Below are 16,372 nucleotides of genomic sequence, written 5' to 3'. Positions count from 1 at the left end.
GCATGGCAATGATTTTGAACACCAACGTGGATTCGCTGTTCGTGCAGCGGGCGCTGGCGCGCTCGACTGCCGAGGCAACGACGGCGATACAGCGCCTGTCCAGCGGGCTGCGCATCAATTCGGCAAGGGACGACCCGGCAGGGCTGGCCATCGCGCAGCGCATGTCGGCGCAGCTGCGCGGCCTCAGCCAGGCCGGCCGCAACCTGAATGACGGCATCTCGGTGGCGCAGACGGCCGAGGGCGCCATTGGCGAGCTGGGCAACAACTACCAGCGCATCCGCGAACTGGCCGTGCAGGCCGCCAACGACACCAACAATGCCAGCGACCGCCTGGCGATCCAGATCGAAGCCAACCAGCTGATCCTGGAGAACCGCCGCATCGTTGCCGAGACGCGCTTCAACGGCATCGCGCTGCTCGATGGCTCGTACTCCGGCGCGATCCAGGCCAGCGACCGTGCCGGCGACACCATCGATTTCACGATCGGCGCCGCCGTCACCCGCGAGGATGCCGACATCGACATGAGCAGCCATGCCGGCGCCACCTCGGCACTGCAGTACCTCGACAGGAAGCTCGAGGCCATCAACCAGCAGCGTGCCAGCCTAGGTGCGATGCAGAACCGTTTTACGTACGCCTACAGCAACGCGATGATGGCGTCCGAAAACCTGGCCGCGGCGCGTTCTCGCATCATGGATACCGACTATGCCGCCGAAGCCTCGAAGCTGACGCGCGCGCAGATCCTGCAGCAGGCCGGCTTTGCGATGCTGGCGCAGGCGAACTCGATGCCGAGGATGATCCTGCAGCTGCTGCGCTGAGCCGCTCAGCGCTTGAAGTGGCGGTCCAGCCAGTCGTACGCGTAGTCCTGTGCCTCCTTCGGGAATTCATGGCCGCCCGGCCGCACGATCGCCTCGAACCTGTCCGCCGCGCCGTAGGCCTGCCATACCTTGCCCATCTTCGCGTACGCCGCGCGTACCGCGGCCACGGGGAACAGCTTGTCCGTCTCGCCGGCGAAAAATAGCGTGGGCTTCGGCGCTGCCAGGCTGGCCACGTCCGGATGATCGAGGTAGCGCAGCAGGCCGGGATGCATCATCTGGAAGGCGGACGAGCCGCGCAGCTGGTTGCTGCCGGGGACCATCAGGCCTTCCGTCGTCGCCATCCAGTTCGATGCGATGACGGCCGTGACCGCGTCCGACAGCGCGCCCACCTGCCAGGCGCGGAAGGCGCCCATCGAGAAGCCCAGCGCCGCCACGCGCTTCGTGTCGACTTCCGGCAGCGAGGCGAGGAACTCGGCCGCGCGCACATCCTCGAGCGCCATGTTGCCGGACATCGAGCTGCCCAGGTTGAAGAAGTTCGATGCCAGCGCCTGCTGCTGCTCGCCCGTCAGCGGGCCACGGTCGCCCCAGCCCACCGCGTCCGCGCACAGCACCACGTAGCCGCGCGCGGCCAGCGCATCGCCGGGCCAGCGGCCGGAGAAATGCTTGTCGGCCCATGCCTTGGCGGAAGCATGCTTCGCCGCGTCCGCCGCGTTGACCGTGCCGAAAGGCTCGATCATCTTTTCCTTGCCGATGTCGAACTTGCCGCCATGATCGTGCAGCATCAGCATCGCCGGATGCCTGCCGGCGGCCTTCGGCACCAGCAGCAGCGCCCGCACGCGGCTCATGCCGGTGAGGTTGAACACCACCTGGCGTGCCACGTAGCTGCCGCGGTCCTCCTCGGCGATCACTTGAGGCTTGAACGGTGTCTTGTCTGGTTGCTGCAGCGTGGCTTCCCACACCTTGGCACGGCCTTTCTCGCGCCAGGCTTTCAGGTCCTTCACGTCCGGCGACCAGGCCATCGGGTAGGTCATTTTTGCCTTCAGGGCTGGGGCGAAGACGGGCATATTGTGTTCGATGCCGGGTGCTTCGTAGTCCTGGGCGGTGGCCGCCAGCTGAATGGACAACAGTGCGGACAACAGGGCGGTGCGGCGGTGCTTTGTCATTCGGTCTCCATGGTGTAGTTGGCATCGGCCTGGGTGCATTTTGCCATGCTGGATTCCTTTGTGAAATTGCAATACGATGAGCCAGCTTTCGCATCGCGACGAAAGCGCCCGGTTTGCCAACAACAAGACCAAGGAGTCCTCCATGTCCCGTCGTGCCATTTCCGCTGCCGTTCCCGTACTTTGCCTTTCCCTGCTGACCGCGTCGGCCTGGGCCCAGACCGGATCGCCGCAGCCCGCCGCCGAGGCTTCGAGCGAAACCGCCGCCGTGCTTGAGACGCCGCCGGAGCAGATCCTCGTGGTCGGCCAGAAACCCGGCCCTGGCTTGTGGAAGGTCTCGAAGGACGATCACGTGCTGTGGGTGTTCGGCACTTACGGCCCGCTGCCGAAGGACATGGAATGGCGCTCGCAGCAGGTGGAACGGATCATCGCGCAGTCGCAGGAACTGATTACCGATGCCAGTGCCAACCTGGGCGTGGGCTGGCTGCGCAGCCTGACCCTGCTGCCGTTCATGTATGGCATGGAAGACAACCCGGACGGCAAGGTGCTGAGCGACCTGGTGCCGAAGGAAACGCACGAGCGCTGGCTGGCATTGCGCAAGAAGTACCTGAAGGACGACGACGATTTCGAGCGCAAGCGCCCGCTGTTCGCGGCCGGCGAGCTGTCGAACAAGGCCAGCGCCGCCGCCGGGCTGTCGAAGCGCATGGACCTGACCGCCAAGCTGGTCAGGATCGCCGAGCAGAACAAGGTGAAGGTCACGTCGGCCACGGTCAGGATGGAACTGGACAGCCCCGTCAAGGCCCTTCGCGAATTCAAGAAAACCCCGCTCGAGGACGTGGCCTGCTTCACGAAAACCATCGACCGGCTGGAAACCGACCTCGACTCGCTGCGCGCCCGCGCCAACGCCTGGTCGAAAGGCGATATCGAGGCAATCCGCGCGCTCGACTTTTCCGAACAGGAGGCGGCCTGCCTGAACGCAGTCCAGAACAGCAAGGTCATGCAGGAACAGGGACTGGGCGGCATCGATGGCAAGATGCGCGCATCCTGGCTGGGCGCCGCCGAGAAGGCGCTGGCGGCCAACAAGACCACCTTTGCCGTGCTGTCGATCAAGCACATTCTTGCCAAGGATGGCTACCTGGCCGAATTGCAGGGCAAGGGGTATACGGTGGAGCAGCCGGACTGAAGTGCGGCACGAACCCTGGCCGCGGTGCCGGCTGCCTGGGCGTTCGATGCCCGGGCCGGGGTTTCGTTCTGATTCCGCAGGCGTGAATGCTCTTGCTTGCCGACCCGTGCATACCGGCGCAAAATCGGCGCTTGACACTCAACCTACTAGAAGGTAGGCTGTGTGCATGAACAAGCTGTCCAACACTGCCGATGAAATCCTGTCCTGCGCGCGCACGCTGATCGTCGCGGGCGGCTATAACGCATTCAGCTATGCCGATATCGCCGGCGTCGTCGGCATCCGCAAGGCGAGCATCCATCACCATTTCCCCAACAAGGTCGACCTGGTGAAGGCCCTGGTCGTGCAGCATCGCCAGGCTACCGAAGAAGGGCTCGGCAATCTCCGGCACGCCATTCCCGATCCGCTGGAACAGTTGCGTGCCTATGTCGGGCACTGGGAGCGATGCATCGGCGACCTGAGTGCGCCGTTTTGCGTGTGCGCGCTGCTGGCCGGCGAGTTGCCGGTCCTTCCCGAGGAGGTCGCGGTAGAGGTGCGTTCCTATTTCCGGTTCCTGTCGGGATGGATGGCCTCGGCGTTCCGGCAAGGGGCGTCCGAAGGAAAGATACGCTGCACGCATGCTCCGGAAACCGAGGCGGAGATTTTCATGGCCACGATCCACGGCGCGATGCTGTCGGCGCGGGCGTATGGCGATGTGGCCGTGTTTGCAACGGTGGCGGAAAGCCAGCTGGACCGTTACCTGCCGCAGCCGTAGCGGTGGATACAGCGCATTTTATGGCAGTGAAAAGCGAACGCTGCCGGTGTTGCCTGGGCTGGACGTCGCGTTTCCAGGGAAACGCGATTTGATTTGTAAACTTGCCTACCAACTAGTAGGTATATAACTGAACTTCTGCGAATGGAGAAATATCATGACCCGACAACACACCGGATCCGTCCAGGCGGCACCTGAAAGCTGGCTGAAGCGCTACTACCTGATGCGCGCGGCGTTTTCCATTGCATGGATCATCGCGGTTCTCACAGTCGCGCAGGCCTCGGCCGCGGCGGGCGCGGTCTTGCTCGTCGGCTATCCCGCCTGGGATGCCGTTGCCAACTATATCGACAGCAAGCGCAGCGGCGGGCTGGCGGCGAACCGCACGCAGTTGCTGAACGTGGTCGTTAGTATTGTGGTGGCGCTGATGCTCGCCGTGACGTGGCCGGACATGCATGGCGTACTGGGCGTGTTCGGTGCCTGGGCCATCCTGTCCGGGCTGCTGCAGCTCGGCACTGCGCTGCGCCGCTGGAAAAACCATGGGGCTCAGTGGGCAATGGCCCTGAGCGGCGCGCAGTCGGCGCTGGCGGGAGCGTTCTTCATCTACCAGGCGCAGATGCCGGCGGAGCCGTCGGTGGCGTCCCTCGTGGGCTACGCCGGCTTCGGCGCGTTCTACTTCCTAGCATCGGCACTGTCGCTGCGCGCCGGCGAATGGCGGCGCAAGCGCGCCTGAGGTACCCGGTGCCGCCGCCGCGCCCGCGGCAAGTTGTCAACCGCCCGCGATGCCGCGTAGAATGCTGCTGACGCGGGTGTAGCTCAATGGTAGAGCAGGAGCTTCCCAAGCTTAAGACGAGGGTTCGATCCCCTTCACCCGCTCCAGATTCGCATCCAGATCAGATCCACGATGTTCGCAGCCAGCCCGCAGGCCAGATATCCAGCCGCGGGCCAGCCAACCGAAAGCCTTCCGAACACCCGCATGTCCTCGCGCGTCGTCATTCAATTGCTGCTTTCCCTGCTGCTCCTGGTTTCCCAGCAGCTGGCGCTGGGGCACGGCTATACGCACGTGCAGCGCATCGGCACGGAGCAACTGCAGGGCAGCGATGACGGTGGACAGCAGACGCCCGCCGCGGATGGCCTGTGCGCGCAGTGCCTCTCGGCCGACCAGCTGGCATATGGGCTCGGCGTTCCCGATTATCACTTCAAGGTCCCCGGCAATGGCTACCTGCCATCGCCGGAAGCCTCCGCGCGGCCGGCCATCGCCAAAGCCGTTCGCGCCTTCCAGCCGCGCGCCCCGCCCCGGGCCTGACCAGCACAAGTCACTACACGCTTGAACCGCCGCGCATGCACTTGCGCGGCGGCGGCTCGTCATTCCATATACCCGAGGTACGCATCACATGAACACTCCAAAGAACACCCCAAAGAGCACGAAAAAAACGCTGCTGGCCAGCGCCGTCCTGGCCGCCATTTCATCTTCCGCTGTCGCCGATAACGCCGGCATGCAGGGGGCGGACGCCCAAGGCACCGGCCAGGTCCAGCAGGTCGTCGTCACCGCCAATCCTTTCCGTAGCGCCGAAGGCGACCAGATCCTCACCCCGGCCAAGGTGCTGCAGGGCGACGAGCTGCGCGACAAGGCCGGCAGCTCGCTGGGCGAGACCTTGTCGCAGGAACTGGGCGTGTCCGCTTCCGCGTTCGGCGCCGGCGCCTCGCGCCCGATCATCCGCGGCATGGAAGGCCCGCGCGTAAAAATGCTGGAGAACGGCATGGCCGTGTCGGACGTCTCCGGCCTGTCCAACGATCACGCGGTGGCCGCCGAAGGCGCCGTGGCGCGCCAGATCGAGATCCTGCGCGGCCCGGCGGCGCTGCTGTACGGTTCCGGCGCGATCGGCGGGCTGGTCAACGTCGTCAACGAACGCATTCCCACCACGCTGGAGCCGAAGCTTACCGGCCAGGCCGAGGCGCGCTACAGCAGTGTCGACACGGGCAAGAACGCTTCCGGCACGCTGGACGGTTCGGTCGGCAAGTTCGCGCTGCACGCGGACGGCAACTGGCGCAACGCGGATGACTACAGGATCCCCGGCACGCGCGCGATCGGCGAGCCGGACTCGGGTTCCGGCCGCCTCGCCAACTCCTTTACACGCGAGCGCAATGCCGGCATCGGCGCATCGTATGTCGACGACTGGGGTTATGTCGGCACCTCGGTGTCGCACCTGACGAACCTGTACGGCATCCCCAGCGCCGAAGGCTCGCGCATCGACCAGGAGCAGACCCGCTACGACATCGAAGGCCTGGTCAGGGCGCCGTTCGCCGGGTTCGAGAACCTGAAGTTCAAGGCCGGCCATACCTCCTACGAACACGCCGAACTGGGCGAGGACGATGCACCCGAAGTCGTGTTCGACAACCGCTCGACCGAAACCCGCGTCGAACTGTCGCACCTGCCGTTGGCGGGCTGGCGCGGCACGTTCGGCCTGCAAACCGAGAACACGCATTTTTCGGCGCTGTCGGCGGAAGGCGGTCCGGACACGGTGCCCGTCACGCGCTCCACGTCGCAGGCCGGCTTCCTTGTCGAGGAAAAGGACCTGGGCCCGGTGCGCCTGTCCGCCGGTGGCCGCCTCGAGCACGTGAAGCGCCAGCCCATCACGGGGCTGGACCGTTCGTTCGACCTGAAGTCCGGCTCGGTCGGCGCGCAGTGGCCGTTCATGCAGGGCTATGCCGCCGGCCTCGTGTTCTCGTATGCGCAGCGCGCGCCGGCCACCGAGGAGCTGTATTCGCATGGCCCGCACGATGCCACGGTCACGTTCGACATCGGCAATCCCGACTTTGAAAAAGAGGTGTCGCGCAATGTCGAGCTGTCGGTGCAGAAGACGAGCGGGCTGGTGCGGTGGAAGGCGAACCTGTACCGCAACAAGGTCGACGATTTTATCTACGGTAACGTCACCGGGAGGCTGGTCGATGAGGAAGGTAATCCCGGCGAGGAACTGCGCGAGCGCATCTTCGAGCAGGCCAATGCCACCATCCGTGGCGCCGAGGCCGAGCTGACCTATAACGAGCATGGCGCCGGCTGGTCCGGCCGGCTGTTTGCCGACACGTCGCGCGGCAAGCTCGATGCCGGCGGCAGCCTGCCGCTGCAGCCGGCCGACCGCATCGGTGCTTCGCTGGCCTACAAGATGGATGCGCTGCGCGCCGGTTTGTCGCTGGTGCATGCGCGCGGGCAGGACCGGCTGGCGTCGTTCGAAGGCGCACCGACGGACAGCTACAACCAGCTTAACGCCAACCTGTCGTACACGCAAAAGGCCGGCACCTACGACCTGACGTATTTCCTGCTGGCGAAGAACCTGCTGAACGATGAGATCCGCGTATCGACCTCGGTGCTGAAGGATATCGCGCCGCTGGCCGGCCGCGGCATCGTGTTCGGCGTGCGCGCGAAGTTCTGATGGTGCCCGATTCTCGGTTACGCCGGAGTCCCTAGCGTTCGTTACAGCACGCCAGCCGCGGGGCCGTGCGCGCCGTCCTGCCCGTTTCGCTAAGATTTCGTCATCAGCGTTCGGCATCCCGGCGGAAGGAAAATCGTGGCCCCGCAGCACCTGTACAAATACCGGCCATTCACCAGCGAATGCGACATCGAGTTCGCGCGGCAGATCGTGTGCGGCAACACGATCTACTTCGCGCCGCCGTGCACGTTCAACGATCCGTTCGACTCGCGGCCCGCGTTTACCTTCGAAGCGCCGTTCGACGAGATGAAGGCGTACTACCGCCGCATGTGCAGCAAGCAGATGCCGCAGCTGACCGAGCGGGCCTGCGAGGAAGAGCTGGAAAAGATCCTGGCCGATCCCGCCACCGACCTGCGCTCGCCGCAGGGGCAGCAAAAGATACAGCAGCTTCATTCGAGAATCCTGGCCGAGGAGGTGGGCGTGCTGTGCCTGTCCACGGAGCGCGACCATATCCTCATGTGGTCGCACTATGCCGACTGCCATCGCGGCATCTGCCTGCGCTTCGATGCCCGCGCGGCATTCCTGCGCGACGCGCGGCCGATCGGCTACGAGCCGCGCCGCGAGCTGATCAATCCATTCCGCGATCGCGACGAGGACATGGCGGCCAAGACCTTCCTGATGAAGAGCCGGCACTGGCTGTACGAAGGCGAGTGGCGGGCGATCCGCTACGACGGGCCGGGTCCGGTGGAGTTCGCGCCGGAAGCCCTGACGGGCATCGTGCTGGGCGCGAGCGCATCGCAGGAGTCGGAAGATCTGGTGCGCGAATGGGCCCGGTGCCGCCGCGCACCGCTGGAATTGCTGCGCGCTTACCCGGACCAGCAGGAATTCCGCCTGCATATTCGCCCGCTGGAGCGATAAATTGCTTGAACCGGACTTGCCCCAAGGTGCGTCATCTAACCGACCGGTAATGCACCGCACGTGATCCTTTCATGAACGACGTTTGTCGTGAGTTTCATGGACGAAAGGAGAACATCATGTCGGACAACCTGCAGGATCGCGGCCCGCAAGATCGCAGCCGCATCAACGTCAACGAAGAGTGGGAGCTGCGGTACTGGACGAAGGAGCTGGGCCTGTCCGAGGACGAGTTGCGCCAGGCCGTCAAGAATGCCGGCCCCAGCGTCAAGGCGGTGCGCGAGCACCTGGGCAAACCTGCTTGACAGTAGCTATCCCCACAGCAAGCGTGCGCGCGGCCCCGGTCGTGCGTGCTAGCATCCGCGCTTTCACTTTGTCGAAGTAGCATGACCGAAGATATCTGGGTAAAGGGTTACGTCTACAGCGTCGAGGTGGCCGAAGAGGCCGGGCGCTATCGCGGCCGCATCCACATCAAGGCGCACCGTTACACGGGCCGCACGTTCGAGCCGTCCATCGTCATCGACACGCCGGCGCTGTTCAAGCGCGAGCATGCTGCCGAGATCGAAGCGCGGGCGCTGGCACGCGAACTGATCGATGGCGGCCATCTCGAGGAACGCATTGCCGCCGTCCGGCAGGATGGGACGCTCCCGGCTCCCCAGCCTCTCGTTCAGCCACTCGCGCAGGCCGCTGCTCAGCCGGTCAGCGATACATCCAGCCATACCGAATAGGCAAGGCGCTTGCCTTCCCACGTGCCGCCGCCGCGTACCGCGGCGTCGGTGGACGTCGGCTTGCCGTCGATCTCGTGGCGCGCCAGCATCTGGCGGAACGCCAGCGCATCCTTCGGCGCCAGGTAGCCCACCATGCTGCCGGACAGGAACACTGCCACCGCCTTGTCCTCGTAGGGATTGGCGTCGTCCGGCAGCAGCAGCGCCGGGTGGCGCGCATCCGCCCTGGCATCGCCATGCTCGCCGGCCAGCGCGCGGATCGTGTCGCGGTAGCGTGATTCGCCGACTACTTCGAGCTCGAAGCGGCCGCCGTCGGACCAGTGCCGCACCGGTTCGCCATCCGGTACCGGCGTGTAGGAGCCGCCGGTGGGATGCCCCTGCCAGGCTGCCGGCTTCGGGCGCCCCTTCAGCAGGAAATACAGCGCCAGCAGCGCCACGAGAATGATTGCAATGTTGAGGGCTTGTTGCACGGATCGGTCCGGAAATGGGCGGGCCGCTATTATCGCAGCCCGGCCGGCGCCGAATAAGTGAATTCGGTATGGCGGTCGCGCGAGACCACGTGCAGCATGCCGCCATGGGCATGGGCGATTTCGGACGCGATGTACAGCCCCAGGCCGAGGCCGCGCCGTGGCTGGCTGTCGTCGTCGCGCCAGTAGGGCTGGAACAGCTTGCCCAGTTTTTCCGGCGCGATCGTCTCGCCTTCGTTGGCCACGGCCAGCCGGAACTTGCCGTCTTCCACGCGGGCGGTCACGCGGACCGGCGTGCCGGCCTCGCCATAGCGCAGCGCGTTCGCCAGCAGGTTCGACAGCAGTTGCGCCACGCGGTCGCGGTTGCACCACACCGTGCACGGGATGGCGATATCGCTGGCGATCGCGCGCTGCGGGTTTTCGCTCTGGCATTCGACGACGGCGTGCGCCAGCGCATCGGCCAGGTCGGTCACCGGCTCCAGCTCCAGCGCGATGCCGCCGCCCAGCCGGCCGCGGGCGAAATCAAGCACGTCTTCGATCATGCGGCCGATGCGCTGGCCGCTGCGCTGGATGGTGCGGGCGATCGTCAGCGTGGTGTCGTCGCCGCCACGCCGCTGCAGGATCTGCGCACCGTGCAGGATCGACGACAGCGGCGTGCGGATATCGTGCCCCAGCACGGCGATGAAGCCCTCGCGCAGCAGGGCGGTGGCTTTTTCATCAGTCAGCTCGGAAATCCGGCCGGCGTGGCGCCGTTCCGCTTCCAGCTGTTTCGAGATCAGCTGCGCGAACAGCTGCAGCGATTTCACCGTCTTCGGATCCGACAGCACCAGCGGCCGCGGATCCAGGCCGCACAGCGTGCCGAAGAACTGCCCGCCGACGTCGTAGATGGGAATCGAGATATAGCTTTCGAAGCCGTACTGGCGCGGGCAGGGGTGGTTGCGGAACAGGTCGTCCTGGCTGACATGGTCGATCACGATCACGGCATCGGCCTTGCGCACGCTGTCGCACAGCGTGGTCGTGACATCGAGCGGATCGCCCGGCTGCAGGCCGAAGCCGAGCTGGTCGAGCACCGCGCAGGTGGTCCAGCTGGTCGGCGTCACGTGCGCCACGCAGACGAAGCGCAGGCCCGTCATTTCGGCCATGACGGAGAGAATATCCGGTACGCATGACAGTGCCTGGACTGCCTGGACCGGCGGCGGCCATGCTTGCGTCATGTTCGTCCCGAAAAGGTGTTTGGAAGGAAAGTGTAGCAGACCAAGGGGTGCGTCCGGCAGGGGCGCAACTGCTATAATCGCCCTTTTTTTCAGCAAAGTTCCATGTCTTCCGAAACCCCACCGAAGGGCCCCGCGCGGTCCATGTTGTACGACCCGACCGAACGCCGCATCAAGAGCTTCGTGACGCGCGCCGGCCGCCTGTCCACCGCGCAGGAGCGCGCGCTGAACGACCTGGGGCCGCAATTCATGATCGAGTATGCCAAGGCGCCGCTGGATACCGCGGCCGCATTCGGCCGCACGGCGCCGGTCGTGCTGGAAATCGGTTTCGGCATGGGCCAGACCACCGCGCACATCGCGAAACACATGCCGGATAAGGATTTCATCGGCGTCGAAGTGCATACGCCGGGCGTGGGCAGCCTGCTGAAACTGATCGGCGAGGAAGGCATCGCGAACCTGCGCGTGATCCAGCACGATGCGGTCGAGGTGCTGAACAACATGATCCCGGCCGGCACGCTGGCCGGCGTGCACGTGTTCTTCCCCGATCCGTGGCACAAGGCCCGCCACAATAAGCGGCGGCTGATCCAGGCACCGTTCGTGAAGCTGCTGGTCGACCGCCTGCAGCCGGGCGGCTACCTGCACCTGGCGACCGACTGGGAAGACTACGCGGTGCAGATGCTGGAAGTGCTGTCCGCCGAAGAAGGCCTGCGGAACACGGCCGACAGCTACGCGCCGCAGCCGGCCTACCGCCCGCTGACCAAGTTCGAGAACCGCGGCCTGAAGCTGGGCCACGGCGTGTGGGACCTGGTGTTTACGAAGAAGTAAGTCGGATCGCTGTCATGATCGCGCCGGCACCGCTCCCGCGGCGGCCGGCGCTTTTGTTTTCGCCGGCAGGAATGCCAGCAGGTTGCCGGCGATGACGAGCGCCAGCCCGGCAAGGGCCATGGCGCTCCACCGGTAATCCTCGTAGACCGACGACACAGTCAGCGCCACCACCGGGAACAGCACCGTGCAGTAAGCGGCGCGGTCCGGCCCCAGCCTCCCCACCAGCAGCAGGTAAGCCGTGAAGCCGATCACCGAGCCGGGAATCGCCAGGTACAGCAGCGAGCCCACGTACTGCGGCGTCGACTCGACACGGAACGGCATGCCCAGCGCCAGCGCGCCCAGCGTGAGGACGGCGGCACCGATGAACATGGCCCACGTGTTCGTCAGCCACGGTGTCAATCCCAGCGCCTGCATTTGCGACGACAGCAGGTTTCCCGCCGAAAAGCACAGCGTGCCCAGCAGCGCCAGCGCCATTCCCGCCAGCATATTGCCGTCGTTCCAGTGGCCCTGCATCTGCGGCAGGAACAGCAGGGCGATGCCGCCCAGGCCCAGCGCCGCGCCACCCATCACCGTGCCACGGATCGGTCGCTTCAGGAACAGCCGGCCGTTGATCGCATTCCACACCGGCGCGGTGGAAAACACCACGGCCACCAGGCCGCTCGGCACGTGCGCGCTGGCATAGTAAAAACACAGGAAATTGCAGCAGAACAGCGCCACGCCCTGCGCCACCAGATAGCGCCACGCGCGGCGCGGCGGCCAGACGGGCTTTCTCGTCACCACCAGGATCAGCAGCAGCACCGCCGCCGCCAGCCAGAACCGCCACGCGATCGACACCGGCGCCGGCACCTCGCCCAGCTGCAGCTTGATCGCGATCCAGGTGGTACCCCAGATCAGTACTGTTGTTACGTATAGAAGAGCATTCATGTCCACATCCAAAAAAGTTTCCAAAATTCGGGGTCTGACCCCGGTTTTGGGCAATATTGCGCGGTGGGATCGGAGGCTGGTTGTCTGGTCTTGCGCATTTGGCAGGCCGGGTGGTTGGCGGAGCGCCTGAGGGTGCTAGACTTTTCCCCATGAATCTCGACTCTCTACTTGCCGGCCCGATCGACGACAGCCGCCTGGCTCCCGCGGCGCGGGCGGCGCTGGCGGCGGCGCCGCGCGATGCGATGGGGCATGCGGTGTTTCGCACGATGAGCGGCACCGACGCCAGGCTGGAGCGCTTTGCGTGGCTGGGCGATGGGTTGGCGGCGGCCGTGTGGGAGCGCCATACGGACGAGCAGCTCACCGTGTACAGCGAGCCCGGCCACCATACGCTGTCGTGCTACCTGACCGGCGGCTATAGCGTCGAGCGCAATGATGCGCCGGGGCAGTTCGGGGCACCGCATCGTTTATGTTCGCTGCCGGACTGGCACGAGTCGCGCTGGATGGTGCGCGATTCGCTGCGGCTGATGCACATCTATTTCATGCCCGAGCATTTCACGCGCCGCGCCGTGGTCGAACTGGACCGCGAACCGCGCGAGCTGATGCTGCAGGACCGTACCTATTTCGACAACCCGGCGCTGGCGCGCCTGTGCGAATCGCTGCTCGAAGCGCCCTGGCTGGGTGGCGACGGACTGCTGCGCGCCAACGAGATCACGCACGAGGCGCTGTCGCAGCTGTTGCGCGACCAGGCCACTGTGCGCCCGGACCTGCGGCTGAAAGGCGGGCTGGCGCCTTACCTGCGGCGCCGCCTGGCGGACTGGATCGAGACGCACCTGCACGAGGCCATCACGCTTGGCCGGCTGGCCGACCTGGCCTGCCTGTCGGAATTCCACCTGGCGCGGATGTTCCGCAGGTCGTTCGGCATGCCGCCTTCCGCCTGGATCGCGGCACGCCGGATCGACCGCGCGAAGGTGCTGCTGAAGACGGGCACGCTGCCATTGCAGCAGGTGGCCGATGCATGCGGGTATGCCGATGTGTCCCACTTCAGCCACCGCTTCCGCGCCGCCACGGGCGTGCCGCCGGGGCTGTGGCGCAGTGCGCTCAGATGCTGATCAGGTAAGGTCGCCGATCAGGCGAACGATTTCTTCGCCGTACGAGGCAAGTTTTTTCTCGCCCACGCCGGAAACGCCGCGCAGGTCGTCCAGCGACATGGGCTTTGCCTTGGCGATCTCGCGCAGCGTGGCGTCGACGAAGATCACGTAGGCCGGCACGTTGTGCTCGCGCGCGGCGCCCATCCGCCAGGCGCGCAGGCGTTCGAAGATCATCTGTTCCGCCGAATCGAGATCCGTCTCCACGTAGCCCTTCGGTGCAGAGCCGCGCTTGACCTTCACCGGTTTCTGGTATTGCCGCAGCTGTACTTTCTGGCCACCCTTCAGCACCGGGCGCGCGGCGTCGGTCAGTTTCAGCGACATGTACTGGTCGTGGTCGACGGTGACCAGGCCCAGCGCGATCACCTGCCGCAGGATGGCGCGCCATTCCTGCTCGCTGCGGTCGGCGCCGACGCCGAATACCGACAGCTGGTCGTGGCGCCACGTCTTGATGCGTTCCGTTTCCGCACCGCGCAGCACTTCGATCACGTGGGTGGCGGCAAAGCGCTGGTCGACGCGGTAGATCGTCGACAGCAGCTTCTGCACCGGCACCGTGCCGTCGAACGACACGGGCGGGATCAGGCAGGTATCGCAGTTACCGCATGGCGACGACGCCTCGCCGAAATAATCCAGCAGCCGCACGCGCCGGCAGGACAGCGTTTCGCACAGGCCCAGCATCGCGTCGAGTTTCCCGCCCAGCACGCGCTTGAAATCCTCGTCCGCCTCGGATTCGTCGATCATCCGGCGCTGCAGCACCACGTCCTGCAGGCCGTAGGCCATCCAGGCGCTGGCCGGCATGCCGTCGCGGCCCGCGCGGCCGGTCTCCTGGTAATAGCCTTCGATGCTTTTCGGCAGGTCGAGGTGGGCCACGAAGCGCACGTCCGGCTTGTCGATACCCATGCCGAACGCGATCGTCGCCACCATCACGATGTTTTCCTCGCGCAGGAAGCGGGCCTGGTTGGCCGCCCGCTTCGCATGGTCCATGCCGGCGTGATAAGCCAGCGCACGGATGCCGTTCTCGTTCAGCATCTCGGCCGTTTCCTCGACCTTCTTGCGCGACAGGCAATACACGATGCCCGAATCGCCCGTGTGTTCGCCGCCGATGAAGTCCAGCAGCTGCTTGCGGCCATTGGTCTTTTCGACAATCGAATAACGGATGTTGGGGCGGTCGAACGAGGAAACGAACTGCGCGGCGTTGGTGAGATCGAGGCGGTGCGCGATCTCGGCGCGGGTCTGCTGGTCCGCCGTGGCCGTGAGCGCGATGCGCGGCACGCCGGGGAACTGCTCGTGCAGTACCGACAGCTTGATGTACTCGGGCCGGAAATCATGGCCCCATTGCGACACGCAGTGCGCCTCGTCGATCGCGAACAGCGCGATCTGCGAATCCTGCAGCAGGTCGAAACAGCGCTGCGTCATCAGCCGTTCCGGCGCCACGTAGACCAGGTCGAGCTGGCCGGTGCGCACCATGCGCTCGATGCGGGCGGTTTCTTCCCACGTTTGCGTGGAATTGAGGAAAGCGGCGCGCACGCCCACTTCGGCCAGCGCATCCACCTGGTCCTGCATCAGTGCGATCAGCGGCGAAATCACGACGCCCACGCCGTCGCGCAGCAGCGCGGGAATCTGGTAGCACAGCGACTTGCCGCCGCCGGTGGGCATCAGCACCAGTGCATCGCCGCCGTTGGCGACCTGTTCGACGATTTCTGCCTGCTGGCCGCGGAAGGCCGAATAGCCGAAGACCGATTCGAGCAGGTGAAGGGCGCGTTGGGAAATGTCCAGTTGATCCATTGATATGCTTTAAAACCCGGGATGAGATTCGGCCCGGGTTTGCTGCCAGCGTCTAGGGAATCTAGTCGACCCAGGCAACGGTACCGGTATAGGCGGTGGCGAGAACCACGATGCCGAACACTATACGGTACCACGCAAAGATGGTGAAGTCATGCGTGCTGATATAACGCAGCAGCCAGCGCACGCACAGGAAGGCGGAAACGAACGCGGAAATCGAGCCGATGCCGAACAGCGGCAGGTCGGCCGCCGACAGCAGTGCGCGTTCCTTGTACAAGGAATAAAACGTGGCGCCCAGCAGCGTGGGAATGGCGAGGAAGAAAGAGAATTCAGTTGCCGCCTTGCGCGACAGGCCCAGCATCATGCCGCCGATGATGGTGGCGCCCGAGCGGCTGGTACCGGGAATCAGCGCGAATGCCTGGGCACAGCCCACCTTCAACGCATCGGCCATCGTCATGTCGTCGACCGAGTGGATGCGCACGGAGACCGGGTTGTTCCGGGCGCGGCGCTCGACCCACAGGATCACCAGGCCGCCGACGATGAACGCGGCGGCCACCGGCACCGGCGCGAACAGGTTTTCCTTGATCAGGCCGCTGAAGAACAGGCCCAGCAGCGCGGCCGGGAAGAAGCCGATGACCACGTTCATCATGAAGCGCCGCGCCTTCGGATCGGAGGCCAGGCCGGCCAGCACGGTGCCGATGCGCACCCGGTATTCCCAGATCACCGACAGCATCGCACCGCCCTGTATCGCGATCTCGAATACTTTTACTTTCTGGCCGGTGAAGTCCAGCAGGCTTGCCGTCAGGATCAGGTGACCAGTGGATGAGATGGGCAGAAATTCGGTAAAACCTTCGACCAGGCCCATGATCAGGGCCTTCAACGCGAGAACGATATCCATGTGTGTAGCAAGGAGGGTAGTGGGAAAGGCGCAGGAAAGATGTGCAAAAGCGCGCGCGCCGAAGCTTAACACGTTGCGACCTCGACAACATATGGAGCTCGGCCTTTCCAGTGGGCGCCGCCCGGATACCCGATGGAATTAAGTCCTTGCTAAGT

Annotated in this window: 17 protein-coding genes and 1 tRNA gene; 12 read left to right on the top strand and 6 right to left on the bottom strand. The window is 65.2% G+C overall.

Annotated features, from left to right (window positions below):
• The first annotated feature begins 2 nt into the window (after positions 1 to 2).
• Positions 3 to 812 (top strand): flagellin N-terminal helical domain-containing protein, encoded by an 810-nt coding sequence (locus tag ACY34H_RS07920; protein ID WP_464976939.1) that lies wholly within the window; start codon positions 3 to 5, stop codon positions 810 to 812.
• Positions 813 to 817: 5 nt separating this feature from the next.
• Here the strand turns inward: ACY34H_RS07920 and ACY34H_RS07915 are convergent, their stop codons facing one another.
• Positions 818 to 1,975 (bottom strand): dienelactone hydrolase family protein, encoded by a 1,158-nt coding sequence (locus ACY34H_RS07915; protein ID WP_464976938.1) that lies wholly within the window; start codon positions 1,973 to 1,975, stop codon positions 818 to 820.
• A gap of 142 nt (positions 1,976 to 2,117) precedes the next feature.
• Here ACY34H_RS07915 and ACY34H_RS07910 point away from each other — a divergent pair, with 142 nt between their 5' ends.
• The 9 genes from ACY34H_RS07910 to ACY34H_RS07870 all read left to right on the top strand — a co-directional run bounded on the left by ACY34H_RS07910 (position 2,118) and on the right by ACY34H_RS07870 (position 8,968).
• Positions 2,118 to 3,155 carry a TraB/GumN family protein gene (locus tag ACY34H_RS07910; RefSeq protein WP_464976937.1) on the top strand — a complete coding sequence of 346 codons (1,038 nt, stop codon included), beginning with the start codon at positions 2,118 to 2,120 and terminating at the stop codon, positions 3,153 to 3,155.
• A 166-nt stretch (positions 3,156 to 3,321) separates the two neighbouring features.
• Complete coding sequence (locus tag ACY34H_RS07905; protein ID WP_464976936.1) at positions 3,322 to 3,906, top strand: TetR/AcrR family transcriptional regulator; 585 nt, start codon at positions 3,322 to 3,324, stop codon at positions 3,904 to 3,906.
• Positions 3,907 to 4,060: 154 nt separating this feature from the next.
• The gene (locus ACY34H_RS07900) at positions 4,061 to 4,633 is read left to right on the top strand and encodes a DUF308 domain-containing protein (protein WP_464976935.1); all 573 of its coding nucleotides are present in this window, start codon (positions 4,061 to 4,063) and stop codon (positions 4,631 to 4,633) included.
• A 72-nt stretch (positions 4,634 to 4,705) separates the two neighbouring features.
• Positions 4,706 to 4,779 (top strand) — tRNA-Gly (locus ACY34H_RS07895).
• Between the two features lie 97 nt (positions 4,780 to 4,876).
• Entirely contained in the window at positions 4,877 to 5,206 is a 330-nt protein-coding gene (locus ACY34H_RS07890; RefSeq protein WP_464976934.1) for a hypothetical protein, read from the top strand.
• An 88-nt stretch (positions 5,207 to 5,294) separates the two neighbouring features.
• Positions 5,295 to 7,331, top strand: coding sequence for a TonB-dependent receptor (locus tag ACY34H_RS07885; RefSeq protein ID WP_464976933.1), 2,037 nt, complete (start codon positions 5,295 to 5,297; stop codon positions 7,329 to 7,331).
• A gap of 135 nt (positions 7,332 to 7,466) precedes the next feature.
• The gene (locus ACY34H_RS07880; RefSeq protein ID WP_464976932.1) at positions 7,467 to 8,246 is read left to right on the top strand and encodes a DUF2971 domain-containing protein; all 780 of its coding nucleotides are present in this window, start codon (positions 7,467 to 7,469) and stop codon (positions 8,244 to 8,246) included.
• A 116-nt stretch (positions 8,247 to 8,362) separates the two neighbouring features.
• Positions 8,363 to 8,545, top strand: a complete 183-nt coding sequence (locus tag ACY34H_RS07875; protein ID WP_464976931.1) for a DUF3606 domain-containing protein — start codon at positions 8,363 to 8,365, stop codon at positions 8,543 to 8,545.
• Between the two features lie 81 nt (positions 8,546 to 8,626).
• Positions 8,627 to 8,968, top strand: coding sequence for a hypothetical protein (locus ACY34H_RS07870; protein ID WP_464976930.1), 342 nt, complete (start codon positions 8,627 to 8,629; stop codon positions 8,966 to 8,968).
• Here the strand turns inward: ACY34H_RS07870 and ACY34H_RS07865 are convergent.
• Positions 8,932 to 9,435: a hypothetical protein gene (locus ACY34H_RS07865; protein ID WP_464976929.1), complete on the bottom strand. Its 504-nt coding sequence runs from the start codon at positions 9,433 to 9,435 to the stop codon at positions 8,932 to 8,934. The two genes, ACY34H_RS07870 and ACY34H_RS07865, sit on opposite strands and share 37 nt — an antisense overlap.
• 29 nt (positions 9,436 to 9,464) lie before the next feature.
• Positions 9,465 to 10,646, bottom strand: a complete 1,182-nt coding sequence (locus ACY34H_RS07860; protein ID WP_464976928.1) for a GAF domain-containing sensor histidine kinase — start codon at positions 10,644 to 10,646, stop codon at positions 9,465 to 9,467.
• Positions 10,647 to 10,787: 141 nt separating this feature from the next.
• On the opposite strand from ACY34H_RS07860, the gene trmB reads away from it, so the two are divergent.
• Positions 10,788 to 11,468 carry a tRNA (guanosine(46)-N7)-methyltransferase TrmB gene (gene trmB / locus ACY34H_RS07855; RefSeq protein WP_464976979.1) on the top strand — a complete coding sequence of 227 codons (681 nt, stop codon included), beginning with the start codon at positions 10,788 to 10,790 and terminating at the stop codon, positions 11,466 to 11,468.
• 12 nt (positions 11,469 to 11,480) lie between these two features.
• On the opposite strand, the gene ACY34H_RS07850 is transcribed toward trmB, so the two are convergent.
• A complete protein-coding gene (locus ACY34H_RS07850) occupies positions 11,481 to 12,392 on the bottom strand; it encodes a DMT family transporter (RefSeq protein WP_464976927.1) in 912 nt (303 codons plus the stop codon).
• 149 nt (positions 12,393 to 12,541) lie between these two features.
• Between ACY34H_RS07850 and ACY34H_RS07845 the strand changes: the two genes are divergently transcribed.
• Positions 12,542 to 13,501: a helix-turn-helix domain-containing protein gene (locus ACY34H_RS07845; protein ID WP_464976926.1), complete on the top strand. Its 960-nt coding sequence runs from the start codon at positions 12,542 to 12,544 to the stop codon at positions 13,499 to 13,501.
• On the opposite strand, the gene recQ is transcribed toward ACY34H_RS07845, so the two are convergent.
• Positions 13,502 to 15,322: a DNA helicase RecQ gene (recQ, locus tag ACY34H_RS07840; RefSeq protein WP_464976925.1), complete on the bottom strand. Its 1,821-nt coding sequence runs from the start codon at positions 15,320 to 15,322 to the stop codon at positions 13,502 to 13,504. It lies immediately after the preceding gene.
• Positions 15,323 to 15,383: 61 nt separating this feature from the next.
• Positions 15,384 to 16,217 carry an undecaprenyl-diphosphate phosphatase gene (locus tag ACY34H_RS07835; protein WP_464976924.1) on the bottom strand — a complete coding sequence of 278 codons (834 nt, stop codon included), beginning with the start codon at positions 16,215 to 16,217 and terminating at the stop codon, positions 15,384 to 15,386.
• Positions 16,218 to 16,372 lie beyond the last annotated feature (155 nt).

The sequence above is a fragment of the Pseudoduganella sp. jia 9 genome (assembly GCF_055502615.1).
This window is presented reverse-complemented; position numbering and strand designations above follow the sequence as displayed.